This is a genomic window from Burkholderia sp. IO2 (assembly GCF_029522185.1).
GTDB lineage: Bacteria > Pseudomonadota > Gammaproteobacteria > Burkholderiales > Burkholderiaceae > Burkholderia > Burkholderia cenocepacia.
This window is the reverse complement of sequence record NZ_JAKWFH010000086.1, coordinates 1-18,730: the sequence shown is the minus strand read 5'-3', so window position 1 is coordinate 18,730 and position 18,730 is coordinate 1. Positions and strand designations below refer to the sequence as shown.

Sequence of the window (18,730 nt, the reverse complement as noted above, 5' to 3'; positions counted from 1 at the left end):
CAGGCCACCGCGCCCGGGCTGTCGGCGGGCAGCGGCGCGGTCGGCGGCGTGCCGTCGGCCTTGCCTGCGGCGGCGCCGATTCTCGCGTCGGTGAGCAACCCGGTGCCGGGCGGCTCGCCGCTCGCGGGCCCGGGCGGGGCGGGCACCGGCGTGCCGGGGCTCGCGCTGCCGCAAGGCAAGGTACCGGGCGCGAATCTAGCGCCGTCCGCGCCGACGCACGTGCTGTCGCTCGGCAACCGCGCACCCGCGCTCGCGCCGCATGCGGCCGCGCAGAACGGGCTGCCCGACAACGTCGTATCGATCGCGCCCGCGCTGGAGCCGCGCGTCGGCGGCGCGGCGCTCGGTGTGCCGCAGGTGAATGCGCCGGCACCGGAAGGCGCGGCGAAGGCGTCGCCGTACTACTTCACCGACGGTTCGCTGCAGGGCTGGCAGGCGACGCCGCAGGACATCGTCGTGCCGTCGAACGGCCTCGCGTCGCCGGAAGCGTTCGGGTTGCCGGGCGACGACGCGCTGCGCGCGCTGCTGGCCGTGCATCGCGACGTGCCGGCGTCGCGCGCGTCGGGCGCCGACGTGCCGCGCTACTTCATCGACGATGCGCAGGCAGCCGAGCCGCACGGTCAGCTGCATCGCGGCGCCCATCCGCCGTTCGACGTGAACGCGATCCGCCGCGACTTCCCGATCCTGCAGGAACGCGTGAACGGCAAGCAGCTCGTCTGGTTCGACAACGCGGCGACGACGCACAAGCCGCAAGCCGTGATCGACCGACTCGCGTACTTCTACGCTCACGAGAACTCGAACATCCACCGCGCGGCGCATGCACTGGCGGGACGCGCGACGGATGCGTACGAGCATGCGCGGGAGACGGTGCAGCGCTTCATCGGTGCATCGTCGCCCGACGAGATCGTGTTCGTGCGCGGCACGACCGAGGCGATCAACCTGATCGCGAAGACGTGGGGCGTGCAGAACGTCGGCGAAGGCGACGAGATCGTCGTGTCGCATCTCGAGCATCACGCGAACATCGTGCCGTGGCAGCAGCTTGCCGCGCTCAAGGGTGCGAAGCTGCGCGTGATTCCGGTCGACGATTCGGGGCAGGTGCTGCTCGACGAATACCGGAAGCTGCTCAACGATCGCACGAAGATCGTGTCGGTCACGCAGGTGTCGAACGCGCTCGGCACGGTCGTGCCGGTGAAGGAGATCGTCGAGCTCGCGCATCGCGCGGGCGCGAAGGCGCTGGTCGACGGTGCGCAGTCGATCTCGCACATGCGCGTGGACGTGCAGGCGCTCGATGCGGATTTCTTCGTGTTCTCCGGGCACAAGATCTACGGGCCGACCGGGATCGGCGTCGTGTACGGCAAACGCGCGATCCTCGACGACATGCCGCCGTGGCAGGGTGGCGGCAACATGATCGCGGACGTGACGTTCGAGCGCACGGTGTTCCAGCCGCCGCCGAACCGCTTCGAAGCCGGCACCGGCAACATCGCGGATGCGGTGGGGCTCGGCGCGGCGCTCGACTACGTGAACCGCGTCGGCATCGAGAACATCGCGCGCTACGAGCACGATCTGCTCGCGTATGCGACGAGCGTGCTCGCGCCGGTGCCGGGCGTGCGGCTCGTCGGTACCGCGCGCGACAAGGCGAGCGTGCTGTCGTTCGTGCTGAAGGGCTATGAAACCGAGGAGGTCGGGCAGGCGCTGAACGAAGAGGGCATCGCGGTGCGCTCGGGGCACCACTGCGCGCAACCGATCCTGCGGCGCTTCGGGCTCGAAGCCACGGTGCGGCCGTCGCTCGCGTTCTACAACACGTGCGATGAAGTCGATGCGCTGGTGAGTGTCGTCAGGAGACTGGCGGCGCGACGTTGACGTCGTTGCCGTGTCGATGCTTGCCCGCTTGCGGCGGCCTTTGCGGGCCGCCGCAAGCGTGTTCGTGCTGCCCGGTCAAAACCGTACAACCGGCTTCTGCTCGACACTGAACCCGTCACGCAGCACGCACGCCGAATCGGCGAAGTAGCGACGGGTTTCCGACAGCAGATCGGTGTTGCCGCGTCGGCAGAACACCACGCCCGATCCCTCCTCCGCCAACAGCTCGTCGATCAGCGATTCGGGTTGCCCGATATCAGCGAGATGGGCATTCTGCACGCCGTGTGCGAGCGCATCGAGCGCGTCCCGTACGCACGGCGCCGCGTTGGCGGCCGGATGCTCGGCGAGCCATTGCTCCAGCTCCGTGATGCCGTACAGCCCGGTGAGTTCGCCGAGTTCGCGCAGCCATGCGCTGTCAACCATGATCACCAGCGTAACGGCGCCCGTACGTTGCGCGAACAGGCTGCCGAGCCGTTCCGGGCGCAGCAGCCGATCATGGCCTGCGTCGTCCGGTGCGACCGGCATCACGACGGGCACCAGTCCGTTGTCGAGCAACGCGTTCAACGCGGTGACGTCGAACCGCGCGACCTTGCTCGTGTCCGCGTGGTCGGATTCGGCGCTGGCGACCAGCAGGCCGCCGTCGTGACCGTCGACGCCGATTGCCCGCGCGCCGTGGCTGCCGATCAGGCGCACGAGTTCATGGTTGACGCCGGCCATGGCGGCGTGTGTCGCGTGGACCGATTGCGCGACGGACGCAGTCGGAATGCTTTGGATCACGATCGGATGGATGCCGGTGAGCGCGAGCAGCGCGACATCCTGCGCGAAGGCCGAGCGCGTGTGGGCGTCGCTGGCGGCACCACCGTCGATGATGACGACGGTCTGTCCGTGCAGCGCCTGCATGAACGGCAGTGAGCGGGCCAAGCCGGCCACGCGTCGAGTGGGAGTGTCAGGGTCTGGGAACATGGGCGTTCGAAAGGATGAAGGGGATACCTGTCGTTGCGCGACGCTCGATCAAACAGTGCGTTGCATGAGTCGGCGGATCTCGTCGGGCGTTTGTGCGTCGCGTGACGCTTGCCGGATCGCGCGTTCGCTGAACCATCGTGCGGCGTCGGCGAGCAGTTCGAGGTGTGCACGGTCGTCCGCGTGCGGCAGAACCAGCACGACGAATTCGCGCACGGGCTTGCGGTCGGGCGCGTTGAACGTGAACGGGTATCGCGCGCGGACGAACAGCGCGACGGCCGAGCCGATCCCGTCGACTCGCGCATGCGGAATCGCGACGCCCTGGCCGAGGCCGGTCGAGCCGAGTTGTTCGCGCTTGATCAGTTCGGCCCGGATCCGTTCCGCGGATACGCCGCTGTCGCGTGCGACATGGTGAGCGACGAGATCGAACAACTGGATCGCGCTTTCCACCGGTACGTCGAGCAGGATATTGTCCGGCGGACAGGCGTCGGCGAGCGCGGTCGCGAACGGTGTGCCACCGCGTTGCTGAGGGCGGCCGGATTGGCCGCCGACGGCGGCCTGATGCGTTTGCATGCGGATCTCTCCGTGTCGGGATGACAGGGAAATCCTAGACAAACCCGCGTAAAGACGGTGTCAGATACGCGGGGGCCGGGCATTAAAATCTCGTATCGAGCGCCGATGCCGCCGCGCGCGATACGGACACCCTCAGGTTCCCGACAGCACGAACGGCAGCGTCGTCAGCAGAAACACTGAAATGCCGACGACCGGCGCGCCGAATGCGATTGCCGCGAACGCCACGATGGCGCTCGCCAGCACGAGCGTTCTCGATACCCGGCGGTGTCGGCCGTGCGCCGTCGTCCGGTCCTCGTGGAGAGCAGGGGTTCGCGCGCCTATCACGTGTTTCCAGAACGTCAAGCCCAGCATCATTCCATTGCTCCTGTATGAAAGACGATCGAGACGGGGCGTGCGCGGCTTCGGAAGCGGGAATCCCCGTGAATAAAATCAGTGATACAAAATAAATGGATTGGATCGGCGGATCGATGACGTGCCGTTACGCGGAACGTGTCGCACGCATTGCGATGTGCGATGCGGGACGACCGCATCGACGTCGTGTTCAAGCGTGCACGGGAAGGACTACGGCGCGCATCGTCCGCGTGTCGGCGGGACGGTGGCTCGGGAAGGAGACGCAGGCGTCCGGCCTGTCAGGCGGAGAAGCAACTCGGAGGACGAGGACTTCGGATGCGCATGGCGCGTGCTCGGTGGTGGATGGCGAATCCATTCTAGTGAACGGATGCGCCGGCGCAAGTAAAAAGGTCGTAAAGGTGCGTGAATCGCGCGTTATGTGCACTGCCACAGATGCGCGCTGGTCCGGCATGGCGCGCACCAGAACGTATAGTTCGCGCCGCCGCTGCCCCACAGCCATTCGCCGCCGTCGACTTGCGGAAGCTCGGAGTCGAGCTGCATGGCGAAGCGCATCTTGCGGCCGCAATCGGGGCAATCGGGATACCACGCGGACTGCACCCACGACGGCGGACCGCCGACGCGGCTGAGGTTCTGCCTGCCGTTCGACTCCCCCCATTCCTGCCAGGCCCAGCGCGCGGGCGCGGCGAAAACGTCGACGTCGGATTCGACGAAGGGGCTGGCCGGATAGTCGGGCTCGATCGCGGCATCGTGCCGCTGCGAGGGATGGGCGACCGCATGACCCGACTCGTCGTGCCGGTAGAACAGCGGGCCGTCGCTTTCCCAACCGAGGCACGCCAGGCAGGTGGCGAACGACACGGGCGTCGTGCTGTCGATACCCGCTTCGATCGGTTGCGGCAGCGTCAGCAGCCGATGCAACGGCTGATGGCACAGGCCGCATCGATGCGGCGACACGCCGCCGAAGTGCGCGTTCGACCGACGGGATTCGCCCGCTTGCCAGGTCGGATGATTCGCCTGAATCTCGCGTTTCCACTTCGGCATGTCGCGAAGTGCCGGCGCACGCAGCGCGCGTCCGAAGTCGATATGCAGCGGAGAATCGCCGTGCAATGCGCGCAACGTGCCGTGCTCCAGCGTGTAGCTCGCTGACATGAGCCAGTTCGCGGCTTGCTCCGGATCGTCCGGAAACAGCCGGGCCACCGCATCGAGCACGGCTGCAGGTTGTCGTGAATGGAGCAGTGCGACAGCGCGTGCGCGCGCCGCGTCGTCAACGACGGGTGCTTGCGCAAGCCGCCGGCGCCACGCGTCGATCGTGGCCGCGTCGAGTGCCCGCCACGCGTATTCCGCACAATGCATGCGCGGCGAATGCCGGGGGACGACCACGTCGAGCAGTACGTCCCAGTGATCGGAAAACACCTGCGGCGATCGTAGCGCGACGCTGGACAGCACGTTCGCGAGTCGCGCGTTCCATGCGCCTTCGACGACCCGTCGCCACGCTTCGGCTGCAACGTTCGCGAACGCGATGTCGTCCATCAGGTCGATCGCGGCGTCGATGAACGTCGCATGCGCGAACGTGCGATCGAACGACGCGATCACGAGATCGACGAGTGCCGCTGGTTCGTCGCGCCGCAGTGCCAGCATCTGCGACATCGGATCGTTACCGGTCCAGCCGAGGCGTTCGTAGTCGTCCAGAAGGGTGTGTGCGGTCGGCATGATGATGAGCGACGGAAGCGATCGGGGCGCCGCGGATCAACGTCCGGCCAGCATCCGCCCACCCACGCCCATCAGCAACAGCCCGGCGGCCGTATCGAGCACGGCCTTGCGCCGGATCAGCAGCCGGCGCACCGACGGATGCGACGCGAGCAGCGCCATCGTGCAATACCACGCAGCCGAGATCGCGACCGACAGCACGACGACCGACAGATCGAGCCACGCCGGCGCATGGGCCGGCACCATCAGCGCGAAGATACTGCCGTAGAACGCGACGGACTTCGGGTTCGTCATGCTGACGACGTAGCCTTTTCTCGCCGCGCGCCAGTCGGACGTCGCGGCCGGTGCGGAAACGGGCAACGGCTTGCGCGCGGTCACGATCATTTTCAGGCCGAGCCAGATCAGGTAGGCGGCGCCCGCCAGCCGCAGCGCGGTGTGTACCCAGGCGACGTGGGTCACGAGCAGGCTCAGGCCGGCGATCGCGATCGCGGCCCAAGTACCCGACGCGGCGGCGAGGCCGAGCCCCGTCATCATGCCCGCGCGGCGCGACACGACGGCGGTGGACGTGACGATCACGAAATTCGGGCCGGGACTGGCGACGCTCAGCAGCAGGACGCCGGCGAGCGGCAGCAGGATGTTGGCGATGGGCGACATGGCGTGGCAGTGGCGTGACGGGACGGGACGGGTCTTCATCTTACCCGAGCGCGGCAATCGGCCCGCCGGCAATCGTATTGCGGTGCGCCAAAGCGCACAACGCGTGACGACTTTCGTCGCCACGCGTTGCAGGGTCCTGCCCGGCCGCGCGCACGCCGGCGAACCGGCGCGCACGCTGCGTCGTCAGAAATCGAACCCCGGCCCGCCCGCGCCCGGGCCGCCCGGCGCGGCAGCGGGCGCCGCATCCTTCGGCGCTTCGAACACGGTCGCATCGGTCGTCAGCAGCAGCCCGGCCACCGACGCCGCGTTCTGCAGCGCGGTGCGCGTGACCTTGGTCGGATCGAGCACGCCCGATTCGACGAGGTCGCCGTACTCGCCCGTCTGCGCGTTGTACCCGAAGTTGCCGGTGCCTTCCGCGACCTTCGCGACGACGACGCTCGCTTCCTCGCCCGCATTCGTGACGATCTGGCGCAGCGGTTCCTCCAGCGCGCGCAGCACGATCTTGATGCCCGCGTCCTGGTCGGCGTTTGCGCCTTTCAGTTCGCGGATCGCCTGCCGCACGCGGATCAGCGCGACGCCGCCGCCCGGCACGATGCCTTCCTCGACGGCCGCGCGCGTGGCGTGCAGCGCGTCGTCGACGCGATCCTTCTTCTCCTTCACCTCGATTTCGGTCGCACCGCCGACCTTGATCACCGCCACGCCGCCCGCGAGCTTCGCGACGCGCTCCTGCAGCTTCTCGCGGTCGTAGTCGGACGTCGCTTCGTCGATCTGCACGCGGATCTGCTTCACGCGCGCCTCGATGTTCTTCGCATCGCCCGCGCCGTCGATCACCGTGGTGTTTTCCTTGCCGACCTCGATGCGCTTCGCCTGCCCCAGTTCGGCGAGCGTGGCCTTCTCGAGCGTCAGGCCCGTTTCCTCGGCGATCACCTGGCCGCCGGTGAGGATCGCGATGTCCTCGAGCAGCGCCTTGCGGCGATCGCCGAAGCCCGGCGCCTTGACCGCGACCGTCTTCAGGATGCCGCGGATGTTGTTGACGACCAGCGTCGCGAGCGCTTCGCCTTCGACGTCTTCCGCGATGATCAGCAGCGGCCGGCCCGACTTGGCGACCTGTTCGAGCACCGGCAGCAGGTCGCGGATGTTCGAGATCTTCTTGTCGTGCAGCAGGATGTACGGGCTTTCGATCTCGGCGATCTGCTTGTCCGGATTGTTGATGAAATACGGCGACAGGTAGCCGCGATCGAACTGCAGCCCTTCGACGACGTCGAGCTCGTCCGCGAGCGACTTGCCGTCCTCGACGGTGATCACGCCTTCCTTGCCGACCCGGTCGATTGCTTCCGCGATGCGCTGGCCGATCGATTCCTCGCCGTTCGCGGAGATCGTCGCGACCTGCGCGATTTCCTTGCTCGTGGTGGTCGGCTTGCTGATCTTCTTCAATTCGTCGACGGCCGACGCGACGGCCTTGTCGATGCCGCGCTTCAGATCGAGCGGATTGAGCCCGGCCGCCACGTATTTCTGGCCTTCGCGGACGATCGCCTGCGCGAGCACGGTGGCCGTCGTCGTGCCGTCGCCGGCCGCGTCGCTGGTGCGCGACGCGACTTCCTTCACGAGCTGCGCGCCGATGTTCTGCAGCTTGTCCGCGAGTTCGATTTCCTTCGCGACCGACACGCCGTCCTTCGTGACGACGGGTGCGCCGAAGCTGCGTTCGAGCACGACGTTGCGGCCTTTCGGCCCGAGCGTGACCTTCACCGCGTTCGCGAGGATGTTCACGCCTTCGGTCAGCTTCGACCGTGCGATGTCGCTGAAAATGATTTCCTTGGCTGCCATGATTGCGCTCCGTTATTGATTGACGACCGCGACGATGTCTTCTTCGCGCAGCACGAGAAACTCGTTGCCGTCCACCTTGACGGCTTGCCCCGCGTACTTGCCGAACAGCACGCGCTCGCCGACCTGCAGGTCGGGCACGATGCGCTGGCCGTCCGTGTCCTTGCGGCCGGGGCCCACGGCGATCACTTCGCCCTGGTCGGGTTTTTCGGCGGCGCTGTCGGGGATCACGATGCCCGACGCGGTGGTGGTTTCCTGATCGAGTCGCTTCACGATCACGCGATCGTGCAAGGGGCGTAGGCTCATTTTTTCGTCCTGTACGGTTCTGTCGAAGTTGGCTGGCACTCTTTGGCAGAGAGTGCTGACGAGTATAAAAATGGGCGGCGGCGCGATCCAATAACGGATTTGCACAAGCATTCGCGCCGTCGTGCAAAGCGCCGCGAGCCGGCTATTGCGACACGGCCGGCTGCGCGGCAGGCGAGCAGACCGGGCGGATCGTCTCGCCGGCCAGCACGCGTTTCACGAACGGAATCGAATCGGCAAGCGACGCGTTCACGGTGCCGTTGTGCTCGCGGCCCGCATACAGGTGCGCCTCGACCGTCGTGCCCGCCGCGCACGCGTCCCTGGCGAGCGCGAGTTCGAGCGGCGCCAGCCCGTCGTCCGCGCCCGCGCCGATGAAGACGGGCGTCGCGATCTTCAGCGTCGGGTATTTCAGGTAGTCGTCCCACCACGCCTTCAGCCGCGCATCGCCGCCCGGCTTCACGGTGTTCGCGTGCGTGAGGTGCGCGAGCGCCGCATCGTCCTCGAGCGATGCGAGGCAACCGATGCGCGCCTGGTCGAGAATCGGCAGCGCGGTGTCGGTCAGTACCTCGTCGGCCCGCAGCGACGGATCGATCTGCTGCGCGGACAGCACCGAGTAGAACTGGTACGCGAGCGTCGGATCGACGCGGTCGGGATCGCGCCGGTACGCCGTCTCGAACTTCGGCAGCGCCGCGAGCGTGGCGTGCGACGCGTTGTAGATCGTGCCGGTCGCGACGGTCGCTCGGATCGCCAGTTCGGGCGCATAGGCCGGCGCGTAGCCGGCTGCCGCGATCACGGCCGAGCCGCCTTGCGACTGGCCGACCAGCACGACCTCGTTCGCGAGGCCCGGCACGCCGCCGAGCACCGCGCGCACGCTGTCGAGCAGTGTGTAGCTGTTCGAACGGTTGTTGAGCTGCGGATTCGGGCCCGGTGTGCCGAGCCCCTGATAGTCGGTGGCGACCACCGCGAACCCTTGCTGAAGCCAGGCGTTCAGGTAGCGCACGTCGCGATACGAGCGGCCGAACCACGACGGCGCGCAGATGTCGGCCATCCCGAACGTGCCGTGCGCCCACGCGACGATCGGCCAGCCGCCGGCCGGCGGCGTGCCGCGCGGCACGAACAGCGCGCCCGACACGGCGATCGGCGCATGGCCGCCGACGCCGTCGGTCGACGCGTACAGGATGCGCAATTGTCGCGCGGCGCTCGCGAGCCCGACCGTCGCGGGCAGCGGCTCGGTGCGCAGCAGCACACCGGGCCTGGCCGGAATGTCGCGGTCCCACGTGTAGAACGCGGATACGCGGCCGTCGCCCTGCAACGGGTCGGGAGCCGGGACGCGGCCGGGCGAAGCCGCGAGCGAAACGACGGAAGAAGCGGCGAGCGCCGATACGAGCAGCGTGCGCGCGGCGACGCCGCGCAGGGAAAGAAGCGTCATGGTCGGATGGAGGTCGATGAGATCGGATGCGCTGGGCAATGCGGGCACGGGCCGAGTGCGATGCAAGTTTCGAACCAGAAGGGTCGTTGCGTACGCAACGCGCGGCACGACGGACGATCGGTCGATGCCGCGCGCATCGCACGCGTGCACCGGGCTGCGTGTCGCGCAGCAATCCCGGCCGGCACGGTGTTGCTTCCGCAACAAAACGCGCATGCGCGGGCTGCACGGCGCAACGCTGGCATCGCGTGCCTGCGCCACGCCGGCCGGCCCTCGATACGCAAATCGCAGCGCTGGCACGATTGCTGCTGATCCGTCGACCGTGCGTCGCGGCGTGGCGACGCGAGCCCTTCCGTTCAACCGTTCAACCGATCAAGGAAACGCCCTCATGTCCGTCACCCAAGCCATCGACAGCGGCGAACTCGTGGCCTTCGTCGAGCGCGCCACGCGCGAATTCGCGCAAGCCGCGCGCGTGCTGAAGGAAACGCGCACGCTCAGCGCCACCAACACGTTCCAGGCATTCCAGCGCGTGCCGGGCACGGAGCTCGTCGTCGCGCTGTCGGCGCCCAGCCCGTGGGCCGCGTCGCAGGAGATCCAGCCGGTCGTCGTGACGCTCGACGGCGACGTGCTGCATGGCGACGCACGCGCCGGCGGCAACGGCCCGCGCTACGCAGGCGTATTCCGCGAGGCGCCGGAAGTCGACGTGGTGATTCACGTACACGGCCCGTATCTCGGCGCGTGGGCGAGCGCGCATCGTCCGCTGCCGATCCGTTATGCGCCCGCCGCGCGCTACACGCGGGCGCGTGAAATTCCCGTCTATGTCGATCGCCGCCCCGGCGAGCCGCGCTTCATCGTCGACACGATCCGGCGCGATCCCGACGTGCCGGCGATCATCGAGGCGAACGGCGGCGCGACGTTCTGGGGCAAGTCGATCCTCGACGTGTCGAAGTACATCCTGATCCTCGAGGAAGCCGCGTATTTCCAGGCGCTCGCGGAACCGCTCGGCGGCTCGCTCGAATTCGGGCCGGGCGCGCTCGAACAGCAATGGAAGATGACCGGCCTCGCATGACGCCGCGCGGCGGCCGGCGCAATCCGGCCGCCGTCATACCGATAGCTCGATGAATTGGTTCGTGGCCGGCGTGCGCCTTGCTATCGTCGAACCTTCCCCGTTCAACACGCCGGTCGTGCCATGGCCATCTTCAGCTTGCCGGACCCGACTTCGCACGCGATCACGATCCGTGCGAAGGCACTGACGTTCGACGATCCCAAATCGCGGGTGCTGCTCGAACGCATCCAGCTGGTCGCGCCGAGCGACGCGACGGTGCTCGTCACCGGCGAGAGCGGCACCGGCAAGGAGCTGATCGCGCGCCTCGTGCATTCGCTGAGCGAGCGTCACGACGGGCCGTTCGTCGCGGTGAATTGCGGCGCGTTTTCGGAAACGCTGATCGAAAGCGAACTGTTCGGCCACGAGCGCGGCGCGTTCACCGGCGCAATCAACAGCCAGCCCGGCTGGTTCGAATCCGCGAATCGCGGCACGCTGTTTCTCGACGAAGTGGGCGACCTGCCGCTGTCCGCGCAGGTCAAGCTGCTGCGCGTGCTGCAGGAGCGCGAGGTGACGCCGGTCGGGTCGCGCAAGACCGTGAAGATCGACGTGCGGCTCGTCGCGGCGACCAACGTGAATCTCGAAGCCGCGGTGCGCGCGGGCAATTTCCGCGAGGATCTGTACTACCGGCTCAACGTCGTGAAGCTGAGCCTGCTGCCGCTGCGCGAGCGGCCCGGCGACATCGCGCCGCTGATCGAACACTTCATCGATACCTATGCGAAGCGGCTGCGCGTCACCGCGCCGACGCTGACCGACGCCGCGCGCAGCAGGCTGCATGCGCACGCGTGGCCCGGCAACATCCGCGAACTGGAGAACGTGATTCATCACGCGGTGCTGATCTGTGCAGGCGGCGCGATCGACGTCGGCGACCTGCAGTTCTCCGCGCTGTCGCTCGCCCCCGACCCGGCAGACGCACCGGGCCCGGCCGCCGCGCCGCCGCGCCGCGCGCGCGACGTGGCCGAGGCGACCGACGCGCTGCGCCGTGCGGTGATCGAGTTGCTGGATCTCGGCACGCCGGCGTTGTGGCAGCACATCGAGGACACCGTGTACCGCAGCGTGTTCGATTACAGCGAGCACAACCAGTTGCGGATGTCGCGCCTGCTCGACCAGTCGCGCAACATCGTGCGTGCCCGGCTCGCGCAACTCGGCATCCTGAAGCCGCGCGACGCAGGCGACGGCGACGCCGCCGACGCGCGGCTGCGCCGTCAGGCGTAATCGCGCCAGCGCAGCGCGCGCCGCGCGATCCGCTCGCATGACGCGCTCATGCCGACGGCCAGCGCCGTCACGCCCAGCACGCACACCAGCAGCACGTCGGCGCGCGCGCCGGCTTGCGCGTTCTGCATCAGACTGCCGACGCCGGCGCCCGTGTTGAACAGCAACTCGCTGCTGGTCGCGGTGATCCACGCGAACGGCACGGCCTGCAGCACGCCCGCGAACAGGTCGGGCAACGCGCCGGGAATCAGCACGTCGCGCCACAGGCCGATGCGGGTCAGGCGATACGACTGCGCGAGCTCCACATAGCGCGGATCGACGCGGCGCAGCCCGTCGAAGCTGGCGGTGGTCATCGGATAGAACGCGGCGAGCGCGATGATGAACACCTTCGCGAATTCGCCGGTGCCGGCCCACAGGCTCAGCAGCGGAATCAGCCCGAGCAGCGGCACGTAGCGCAGCGCCTGGAACGCCGGCTCGCCGAGCTTGCGCGCGAGCGACGAACGCGCCATCGCCGCGCCGAATGCGAGCCCGAATGCGACGCCGAACCCGAGCCCGAGCGTCGTGCGGCGCAGGCTCGCGCCGAGATCGGTCGCGAGTTCGCCGCTGCGCGCGAGTTCGAGCAACGCGGCGCCGACCTGCTGCAGCGGCACGAACGCATATTGATGGGCCGCGTCGCCGGACGACGCGGCTTGCCACGCGGCCAGCAGCAGCGCCGGCACGACGAGGCCGCGCGCGCGGCGGCGCAGCGGGGCGAACGGGAAAGTACGGGTCACGAAGGTCATTCCGAAGCGATTCTGGTCGGGGTCAGCGCGCGGGCGTTTGCCAGCGCAACGCGTAGCGCTGCACGAGTGCGATCGAACGGTCGAGCGCGAAGCCGATCAGCCCGATGACCGCAACGTCGACGAGCACCACGTCGAGCCGCAGCATCTGCCGGGCGAGTTCCATCATCTGGCCGATGCCGCTGTCCGCACTGAGCAGCTCGACCGCGACGAGCGCGAGCCATGCACGCGCGAGCGCGATCCGTACGCCGGTCAGCAGCGGCGGCAGCGCGGCCGGCAGCAGCACGTCGCGCAGCAGCGCGAAGCGGCCGAGCCCGTAGTGGCGCGCCATCTCGACGAGATCGCGCGGCGCATCGTGCACGCCCGTGTATGCGGCCAGCGCGACCGGGAAGAACACGGCCTTGCCGACCACGACGAGCTTCAACGGCTCGTCGACGCCGATCAGCAGGATCAGCAGCGGAATCAGCGTGAGCGTCGGGAGTTGCCGCAGCAGGTCGAAGGTCGGCCGCAGGTAGTCGGAGAACAGCCGGCTGCGCGCGAGCAGGACGCCGAACGCGGCGCCGCCGGTCGCGCCGATCGCGAAACCGAGCGCAAGACGATGCAGCGTGATCGACAGGTTGTCCCGCAGTTCGCCGGTATCGAGCAGCGTGCGCAGCGTCGCCGCGAGGCGGCCGGGCGGCACGACGAGCTGCGGCGGGAACCAGCGCTGCGCGCTCGCGAGCCACCACAGCGCGGCGAATGCGACGGGCGTGATCCACCACAGCGCGTAGTCGCGGAGCCGCGCGACGCTCGGCAGGCGAGCCGCCGCGCGCAGGCCGTTCGGCGCGAGGGCGCGCGTCGCCATCAGCGGCTCGCGACGCGCGGCGCGTCGGCGCGCCAGTAGCCGTCGAGGCCGAGCTGCTTGAGCGCGGTCGACACGAAGGTCGGCGCGAGCAGCGCGTTCACGTCGACCGGCGCGGACGTCAGCCCGGCCTGGCGGCTGTACGCGACGACATCGCGGTAATGGCCGGTCAGCGCCGGCGTGAAGAGCGGCGTCCATTGCTCCTTCCACGGCGTCGCTTCGTCCGCGTACTCGCGGCGCACGACGCTTTCCGGCTGGCCGGACGCGCTCAGGATCTTCACGTACGCGTCGCGGTTCTGCGGTTGCGAGATCCAGTGCGCGGCGCGCACGTAGGCCGTCGCGACGAGCTGCGTGATGTCGGGGTAGCGCCGCACGAAATCGTCGGACGCCCACAGTTCCGCCCGCATCTTCCAGTCGTCGGGCGCGCGCTTGGTCGACCAGATGATCTTGCCCACGTTCTTGTCGACGAGCGAATACGCGTCGGACAGCGTGAAGAAGCCGTCGACGCGGCCGGCGGCGACCGCTGCCGCGCCGGCCTGCGGATCGAGGTTGTAGATCCTGAAGTCGGACAGCTTCAGCCCGTTCTCGGCGAGCAGCTTGCTGAACGGCACTTCCCACGGCCGGCCGCGATTGAGCGCGATGCGCTTGCCCTTGAGGTCGACGATCGACCTCGCGGTCGAGCCGGCCGGCACGACCAGATACGTATTGCTGCCGACGCCGCCCGGCACGATCAGGCGCGTGCGCGTGCCCGACGCGTTGACGACCACCGACGGCAGGTCGCCGTAGCCGGCGAAATCGATGCTGCCGTTCGTGAATGCCTCGTTGACGAGCGTGCCGACCGCGGCGGTCGACACCGGCACCCATTGCAGCGTCACGTGCCGCGCGGCGAGCGCTTTTTCGAGCGACTTGTCGGCGTCGATCAATGCGGAGGCGCCCGCGTATTGCGTCTTGCCGCCGCTCGAATACGCGACGACGGCGATTCGCACGACCTTGGGTGCGTCTTCCGCGTGCGCGGCCGGGGCGGTGAGCGACGCGGCGGCCAACGGCAGCGCGGCGAGCAGCGCGCGCAGCGGGCGGCGCAGCGAGGCAAGGCAGAGCATGTGTTTCATGATGGTCCCGAACAGTGAACGGTAAAGGGGCTCACGCACGTTTTTGCAGCGAGGGCTGCAGCACGTCGGCGAGCGGGCGCGGATCGATCCAGTCGGCGACGTCGAAGTCGGCTTCCAGAAAGCCGTGGTCGAGCAGGAAGGTCTTGAACTCGTCGAGCGCGGCGACCGATTCGTCGTCGAGGTTGACGCCGAGGTGCCGGTGCAACTGGTTGCCGTACGCGGCGCGCACCCAGTCGATCGACGACGCGGTTTCGCCGGCCACGTAGTGCGCGGTTTCGTCGGGATGCGTGCCGGCCCATTCGCCGGCGGCGACCACGAGTTTCAGGAAGCCGGCGACGATGTCGGGATGGTTCGCGAGCACGTCCGCGTTGACGGTCAGCGGTCGCGGCGTGCCGTTGTTGTTGCGGATCGAGCGCTCCGGATGAAAGCCGATGTCGATCACGACGTGCGCGCCGATCAGTTGCGCGATTTCGAGGCCCGTCGAACCCTTCACGTAGATCGCGTCGACTTCGCCGCGCAGCAGCGCGCCGGCTTCGGCCGCATACAGCGCGCGGCTCGAAAAGCCGTGCGGCGATGCGAACAGGTTCGCCGCCCGCGCCGGCCCGACGGCTTGCAGCGTGCGGGCGCGCACGTCGACGCGTTCGACGTCGCCGAGCGTCAGCCCGTCGAGGCTCAGCGCGTTGACGAAGCCGCGCAGCGCCGATGCGCGAAAGATGTCGATGCGATCGTCGGGGCGGTTCGGAATCGCGATCCGGCGCCCGCGCAACGCCTTCACGGAGCGGATACCCGACTCGGGGCGCGCGAGAATCAACTGCGACTCGTCGACCCACGACAGCCCGATCACGCGCGTATGCGCGTCGTTCGAGCGCGCCCACATCGCGGGGATGCTGCCGCCCTGGCGAAACGATTGCGCGAGCGTGTGATCGCTGATCGACGACACGTCGTGCCGCGTGGCGCCGCGCGGCGAACGGATCGCGACGCCGTCGGCCGACGTCTCGCCGTTGAGCCAGCCGAGATGCACGGCGATGCCGAGCGGCGTCGGCACCGGCGATCGGGCGTACCAGAACGTCTGCTGCTTGTCCGATGACGAATCGGGCCTGTCTGTCATGTGTGAGATTCCCCTGTCTGGGTAAGCGTGGTCGAGGCGCGGTGTCGCCCGCGCGGGCCGTTCCACGTTGCAAGTTCCGGGCCAGTGAACGGAAGCGGCCGTATGACCGGCGGCGCGGGCCTGGCGGGCGATGCGCGGCACGGCGGCCGGCGAGCGGGCTGTTGCGTGAGCAACAGTCGCGTCGGGCGCTGTTGCGCGCGCAGCACCGGTGCGGCGGATGCAGCAGCGGCGCGTGTGCGTGTCGCGACGGGTTCGGCGGCAATCGGCGCACGTGATTCGATCGCCGCCTACGCCCGGCCCGCAAGGCGCGGCGCGCGTTCATCGGCGGCCCCGCGCGCGGCGCGGCGAGCCCGTTGGCACACCGCGTGCTTTACAGCGCTGCATACGCGCGGCACGCCGGTGCCGCACGCAATCCGAACGGGCCGACAAGGAGAATCCCGATGGCTGTTGAATTTCTGTGGCGCCTGCCGATGCACGGCGACGGCCGGCGCGCACACGATCTGCATACGCGCGGCGAATGGAATCGCCAGCGCGCGTCGCGTGTCGCGCCGAAAGTCGACGACGACGCGTTCGGCTACATCGACTATCTGTCGCAGGTCGCGCGTGCGGCCGACATCGCCGGTTTCCACGGCGCGCTGATTCCGATCTTCCGTTTCACCGAGGAGCCGTGGGTCGTGGCGGCCGCGCTGGCGCGCGAGACGCGCCGGCTGCGCCTGCTGATCGCGCTGCAACCGCATTTCGTGCATCCGGTCTATGCGGCGCAAATGGCCGCGAGCCTGCAGCGAATCAGCCGCGGCCGCGTCGAGTGGAACGTCGTCACGGGTGGCGGCGGCCCTGACCAGCGCGCGTACGGCGATTTCATCGATCACGACAGCCGCTATGCGCGTACCGACGAATTCCTCGACGTCGTGAAGGGCGTCGCGGCCGGCGCGCCGTTCACGTTCGACGGCCGCTTCTATCGCGTCGAGGCGGGCGGGCTGCTGCCGCCGCTGAGCGGCCAGAAGCCGCCGCGGATCTATCTGGCCGGCGCGAGCGACGCGGCGCTCGCGGTCGCCGCGAAGCACGGCGACGTGCACCTGAGCTGGGGCGAGCCGCTCGCGAAACAGAAGGAAGTGATCGATGCGGCCCGTCGCGCGCTCGACCGGCAGAACGCCGAGCGCGACCTGCGCTTCGGCATGCGCATCGACATCCTGGCGCGCGAGACCGAGGAGCAGGCGTGGGCCGAGCTGCGGCAGATGTTCGCGACGGTGGGCGACACGACGCGCAACGGATTCGGCGGGCGCGGCGAAGCGTCGGAGTCGGTCGGCGCGAAACGCCAGTTCGCCTTGCACCAGGGCAACACGCAGCACTTCGACGACCTGATCGTCGGCCCGAACCTGTGGGCCGGGATGTCGCAGATTCGCGGCGGCCCCGGCTGCGTGATCGTCGGCAGCCACGAGCAGGTGGCCGAACGGCTCGCGGAATACGTCGAGATCGGCGTATCGACGTTCATCCTCGCGAGCAACCCGCATCTCGAAGAGGCATACCGCGTGGGCGAGGAAGTGTTGCCGCTCGTCGACGGCGCGCTGAACGCGCGCGGCACGCAGGCAGCGCTGCGCGTGGCCGGCGCCTGAGCGCGGCGACCCGCCGCGACGCATCCACGACAACGACAAGGATACTCACCATGACGACACTCGCTGCGCAGGCCACGGCTTGCGACGCACTCTGGTACACGCGCTGCCCGGTGCCGACCGCGCTCGGCATCGCCGTGCATCGCGGCTGGTTCGACGAGGAGTTCGGGCCGGACGGCATCGCGCTGCATTCGCTGCAGGAGACGGCCGACGCCGACAAGCGCGAATCGCACTTCGATCACAGCCTGCCGCACTCGTTCCGGCAGGGCGGCAACATTCCCGCGCTGTGGGCGCGGGCACGCGGCGCCGATACACGCGTGATCGGCCTGTCGTGGACCAACGAATTCCAGGCGATCGTCACGCTGCCCGAGCGCGGCATTCGCACCGCGCGCGACCTGCGCGGGCGGCGGCTCGGCTTGCCGCGCCATCCGATCAGCATCGACTTCTGGCGCGCGGCCGCGCTGAAGGGTTTCCTGAGCGCGCTCGAACTGGAAGGGCTCGGCCACGGCGACGCCGAATGGGTCGATCTGCCCGATACACACGAGCGCCGCACCGGGCCTGCATCGTTCACGCGCGGGCCGCACGAATACGGACTCGAAATCGCGGCGCTCGTGCGCGGTGACGTCGACGCGGTGTTCGTGAAGGGCGTGGCCGGGCTGGAAACCGTGCATCTGATCGACGCGCAGGTCGTCATCGATCTCGGCGCCCATCCCGATCCGCTGGTGCGGATCGGCAACGGCACGCCCCGCACGCTGACCGTCGATCGCGCGCTGATCGACGCGCGCCCCGATCTCGTGAGCCGCTTCCTGTCGGTCGTGGTCGGCGCGGGCGACTGGGCCGCTCGCCATCCGGCGGAGACGGTCGCCTATATCGGCCGCGAAACGCGCGCATCCGACGAGTGGGTGCGCTACGCGTATGGCGCGGACGTGCACCGCCATCTCGAGACCGGGCTCGCGCCGACGTCGATCGACGGGCTGGTCGCGTTCAAGGATTTTCTCGTCGAGTGGGGCTTTCTCGAACACGATTTCGACGCGCGCGCGTGGATCGATCCGGCGCCGTTCACGCAGATCGACCGGCACCGCCATGCGTGGGTCGCGTAGCGCGCCGCGGCGCGTCATTGCAAGGAGTCGAACATGACAGGGCTGACGATCGAATACGGCGTGCCGCCCGCACGCCGGCATGCGGCGCGTGCCGCGCCGCGCACGGTGAGCGTGACGGCGGCGACCCGGGCGCGACCGCCGTCGGTCGTGCCGTCCGCGCAGGCGGGCACGCGACCGGCGCAGGCGAACGGATGGCGCGGCGCGGCCGCGATCGCGCTGGCTG

The 18,730-nt window shown here is 68.9% G+C and carries 17 protein-coding genes and 1 pseudogene; 6 read left to right on the top strand and 12 right to left on the bottom strand.

Annotated elements, in window-relative coordinates:
- Positions 1 to 1,857, top strand: a 1,857-nt coding sequence (locus MMB92_RS32945; protein ID WP_277563205.1) for a family 2A encapsulin nanocompartment cargo protein cysteine desulfurase, incomplete at its 5' end; no start/stop codon positions are given.
- Between the two features lie 75 nt (positions 1,858 to 1,932).
- On the opposite strand, the gene MMB92_RS32940 is transcribed toward MMB92_RS32945, so the two are convergent.
- From MMB92_RS32940 to MMB92_RS32905, 8 genes are all read right to left on the bottom strand, one after another.
- A complete protein-coding gene (locus MMB92_RS32940) occupies positions 1,933 to 2,817 on the bottom strand; it encodes an acetylglutamate kinase (protein WP_346829284.1) in 885 nt (294 codons plus the stop codon).
- 48 nt (positions 2,818 to 2,865) lie between these two features.
- A complete protein-coding gene (locus tag MMB92_RS32935) occupies positions 2,866 to 3,387 on the bottom strand; it encodes a PTS sugar transporter subunit IIA (protein ID WP_006491012.1) in 522 nt (173 codons plus the stop codon).
- A 132-nt stretch (positions 3,388 to 3,519) separates the two neighbouring features.
- Positions 3,520 to 3,741 carry a hypothetical protein gene (locus MMB92_RS32930; RefSeq protein ID WP_080331280.1) on the bottom strand — a complete coding sequence of 74 codons (222 nt, stop codon included), beginning with the start codon at positions 3,739 to 3,741 and terminating at the stop codon, positions 3,520 to 3,522.
- A gap of 411 nt (positions 3,742 to 4,152) precedes the next feature.
- Entirely contained in the window at positions 4,153 to 5,445 is a 1,293-nt protein-coding gene (locus MMB92_RS32925) for a hypothetical protein (RefSeq protein WP_277563204.1), read from the bottom strand.
- Between the two features lie 36 nt (positions 5,446 to 5,481).
- The gene (locus tag MMB92_RS32920) at positions 5,482 to 6,096 is read right to left on the bottom strand and encodes a LysE family transporter (RefSeq protein WP_006495723.1); all 615 of its coding nucleotides are present in this window, start codon (positions 6,094 to 6,096) and stop codon (positions 5,482 to 5,484) included.
- Between the two features lie 183 nt (positions 6,097 to 6,279).
- A complete protein-coding gene (groL, locus tag MMB92_RS32915; protein WP_006491016.1) occupies positions 6,280 to 7,920 on the bottom strand; it encodes a chaperonin GroEL in 1,641 nt (546 codons plus the stop codon).
- A 12-nt stretch (positions 7,921 to 7,932) separates the two neighbouring features.
- On the bottom strand, positions 7,933 to 8,223 hold the full coding sequence (locus MMB92_RS32910) for a co-chaperone GroES (protein WP_011694564.1): 291 nt from the start codon (positions 8,221 to 8,223) through the stop codon (positions 7,933 to 7,935).
- Between the two features lie 142 nt (positions 8,224 to 8,365).
- The gene (locus tag MMB92_RS32905) at positions 8,366 to 9,649 is read right to left on the bottom strand and encodes a lipase family protein (protein ID WP_058903571.1); all 1,284 of its coding nucleotides are present in this window, start codon (positions 9,647 to 9,649) and stop codon (positions 8,366 to 8,368) included.
- 385 nt (positions 9,650 to 10,034) lie between these two features.
- On the opposite strand from MMB92_RS32905, the gene MMB92_RS32900 reads away from it, so the two are divergent.
- Both MMB92_RS32900 and MMB92_RS32895 read left to right on the top strand, forming a co-directional pair.
- The gene (locus MMB92_RS32900) at positions 10,035 to 10,715 is read left to right on the top strand and encodes a class II aldolase/adducin family protein (protein WP_006491011.1); all 681 of its coding nucleotides are present in this window, start codon (positions 10,035 to 10,037) and stop codon (positions 10,713 to 10,715) included.
- Positions 10,716 to 10,835: 120 nt separating this feature from the next.
- Positions 10,836 to 11,963, top strand: coding sequence for a sigma-54 dependent transcriptional regulator (locus MMB92_RS32895; protein ID WP_059722376.1), 1,128 nt, complete (start codon positions 10,836 to 10,838; stop codon positions 11,961 to 11,963).
- Here MMB92_RS32895 and MMB92_RS32890 read toward each other — a convergent pair.
- From MMB92_RS32890 to MMB92_RS32875, 4 genes are read right to left on the bottom strand one after another with little or no spacing between them, the layout of a single operon-like run.
- A complete protein-coding gene (locus MMB92_RS32890) occupies positions 11,954 to 12,742 on the bottom strand; it encodes an ABC transporter permease (RefSeq protein WP_277563203.1) in 789 nt (262 codons plus the stop codon). The genes MMB92_RS32895 and MMB92_RS32890 overlap by 10 nt on opposite strands.
- A 22-nt stretch (positions 12,743 to 12,764) precedes the next feature.
- Complete coding sequence (locus tag MMB92_RS32885) at positions 12,765 to 13,583, bottom strand: ABC transporter permease (protein WP_058902714.1); 819 nt, start codon at positions 13,581 to 13,583, stop codon at positions 12,765 to 12,767.
- The gene (locus MMB92_RS32880; protein WP_062885281.1) at positions 13,583 to 14,689 is read right to left on the bottom strand and encodes a PhnD/SsuA/transferrin family substrate-binding protein; all 1,107 of its coding nucleotides are present in this window, start codon (positions 14,687 to 14,689) and stop codon (positions 13,583 to 13,585) included. The genes MMB92_RS32885 and MMB92_RS32880 overlap by 1 nt, the downstream gene beginning before the upstream one ends.
- Positions 14,690 to 14,720: 31 nt before the next feature.
- On the bottom strand, positions 14,721 to 15,797 hold the full coding sequence (locus MMB92_RS32875; RefSeq protein ID WP_006482992.1) for a hypothetical protein: 1,077 nt from the start codon (positions 15,795 to 15,797) through the stop codon (positions 14,721 to 14,723).
- Positions 15,798 to 16,237: 440 nt separating this feature from the next.
- Between MMB92_RS32875 and MMB92_RS32870 the strand changes: the two genes are divergently transcribed.
- The 3 genes and pseudogenes from MMB92_RS32870 to MMB92_RS32860 all read left to right on the top strand — a co-directional run.
- Positions 16,238 to 17,410, top strand: a complete 1,173-nt coding sequence (locus tag MMB92_RS32870; protein WP_006482993.1) for an LLM class flavin-dependent oxidoreductase — start codon at positions 16,238 to 16,240, stop codon at positions 17,408 to 17,410.
- 50 nt (positions 17,411 to 17,460) lie between these two features.
- Positions 17,461 to 18,507, top strand: coding sequence for an ABC transporter substrate-binding protein (locus tag MMB92_RS32865; RefSeq protein WP_006482991.1), 1,047 nt, complete (start codon positions 17,461 to 17,463; stop codon positions 18,505 to 18,507).
- A gap of 33 nt (positions 18,508 to 18,540) precedes the next feature.
- Positions 18,541 to 18,730, top strand: a pseudogene (locus MMB92_RS32860) (energy transducer TonB); the annotation flags it as partial.

Excerpts from the sequence above, each read along its gene's own strand:
- MMB92_RS32940 (WP_346829284.1), bottom strand. The coding sequence starts at position 2,817 with ATGTTCCCAGACCCTGACACTCCCACTCGACGCGTGGCCGGCTTGGCC.
- MMB92_RS32935 (WP_006491012.1), bottom strand. The coding sequence starts at position 3,387 with ATGCAAACGCATCAGGCCGCCGTCGGCGGCCAATCCGGCCGCCCTCAG.
- MMB92_RS32930 (WP_080331280.1), bottom strand. The coding sequence starts at position 3,741 with ATGATGCTGGGCTTGACGTTCTGGAAACACGTGATAGGCGCGCGAACC.
- MMB92_RS32925 (WP_277563204.1), bottom strand. The coding sequence starts at position 5,445 with ATGCCGACCGCACACACCCTTCTGGACGACTACGAACGCCTCGGCTGG.
- MMB92_RS32920 (WP_006495723.1), bottom strand. The coding sequence starts at position 6,096 with ATGTCGCCCATCGCCAACATCCTGCTGCCGCTCGCCGGCGTCCTGCTG.
- groL (WP_006491016.1), bottom strand. The coding sequence starts at position 7,920 with ATGGCAGCCAAGGAAATCATTTTCAGCGACATCGCACGGTCGAAGCTG.
- MMB92_RS32910 (WP_011694564.1), bottom strand. The coding sequence starts at position 8,223 with ATGAGCCTACGCCCCTTGCACGATCGCGTGATCGTGAAGCGACTCGAT.
- MMB92_RS32905 (WP_058903571.1), bottom strand. The coding sequence starts at position 9,649 with ATGACGCTTCTTTCCCTGCGCGGCGTCGCCGCGCGCACGCTGCTCGTA.
- MMB92_RS32900 (WP_006491011.1), top strand. The coding sequence starts at position 10,035 with ATGTCCGTCACCCAAGCCATCGACAGCGGCGAACTCGTGGCCTTCGTC.
- MMB92_RS32895 (WP_059722376.1), top strand. The coding sequence starts at position 10,836 with ATGGCCATCTTCAGCTTGCCGGACCCGACTTCGCACGCGATCACGATC.
- MMB92_RS32890 (WP_277563203.1), bottom strand. The coding sequence starts at position 12,742 with ATGACCTTCGTGACCCGTACTTTCCCGTTCGCCCCGCTGCGCCGCCGC.
- MMB92_RS32885 (WP_058902714.1), bottom strand. The coding sequence starts at position 13,583 with ATGGCGACGCGCGCCCTCGCGCCGAACGGCCTGCGCGCGGCGGCTCGC.
- MMB92_RS32880 (WP_062885281.1), bottom strand. The coding sequence starts at position 14,689 with ATGAAACACATGCTCTGCCTTGCCTCGCTGCGCCGCCCGCTGCGCGCG.
- MMB92_RS32875 (WP_006482992.1), bottom strand. The coding sequence starts at position 15,797 with ATGACAGACAGGCCCGATTCGTCATCGGACAAGCAGCAGACGTTCTGG.
- MMB92_RS32870 (WP_006482993.1), top strand. The coding sequence starts at position 16,238 with ATGGCTGTTGAATTTCTGTGGCGCCTGCCGATGCACGGCGACGGCCGG.
- MMB92_RS32865 (WP_006482991.1), top strand. The coding sequence starts at position 17,461 with ATGACGACACTCGCTGCGCAGGCCACGGCTTGCGACGCACTCTGGTAC.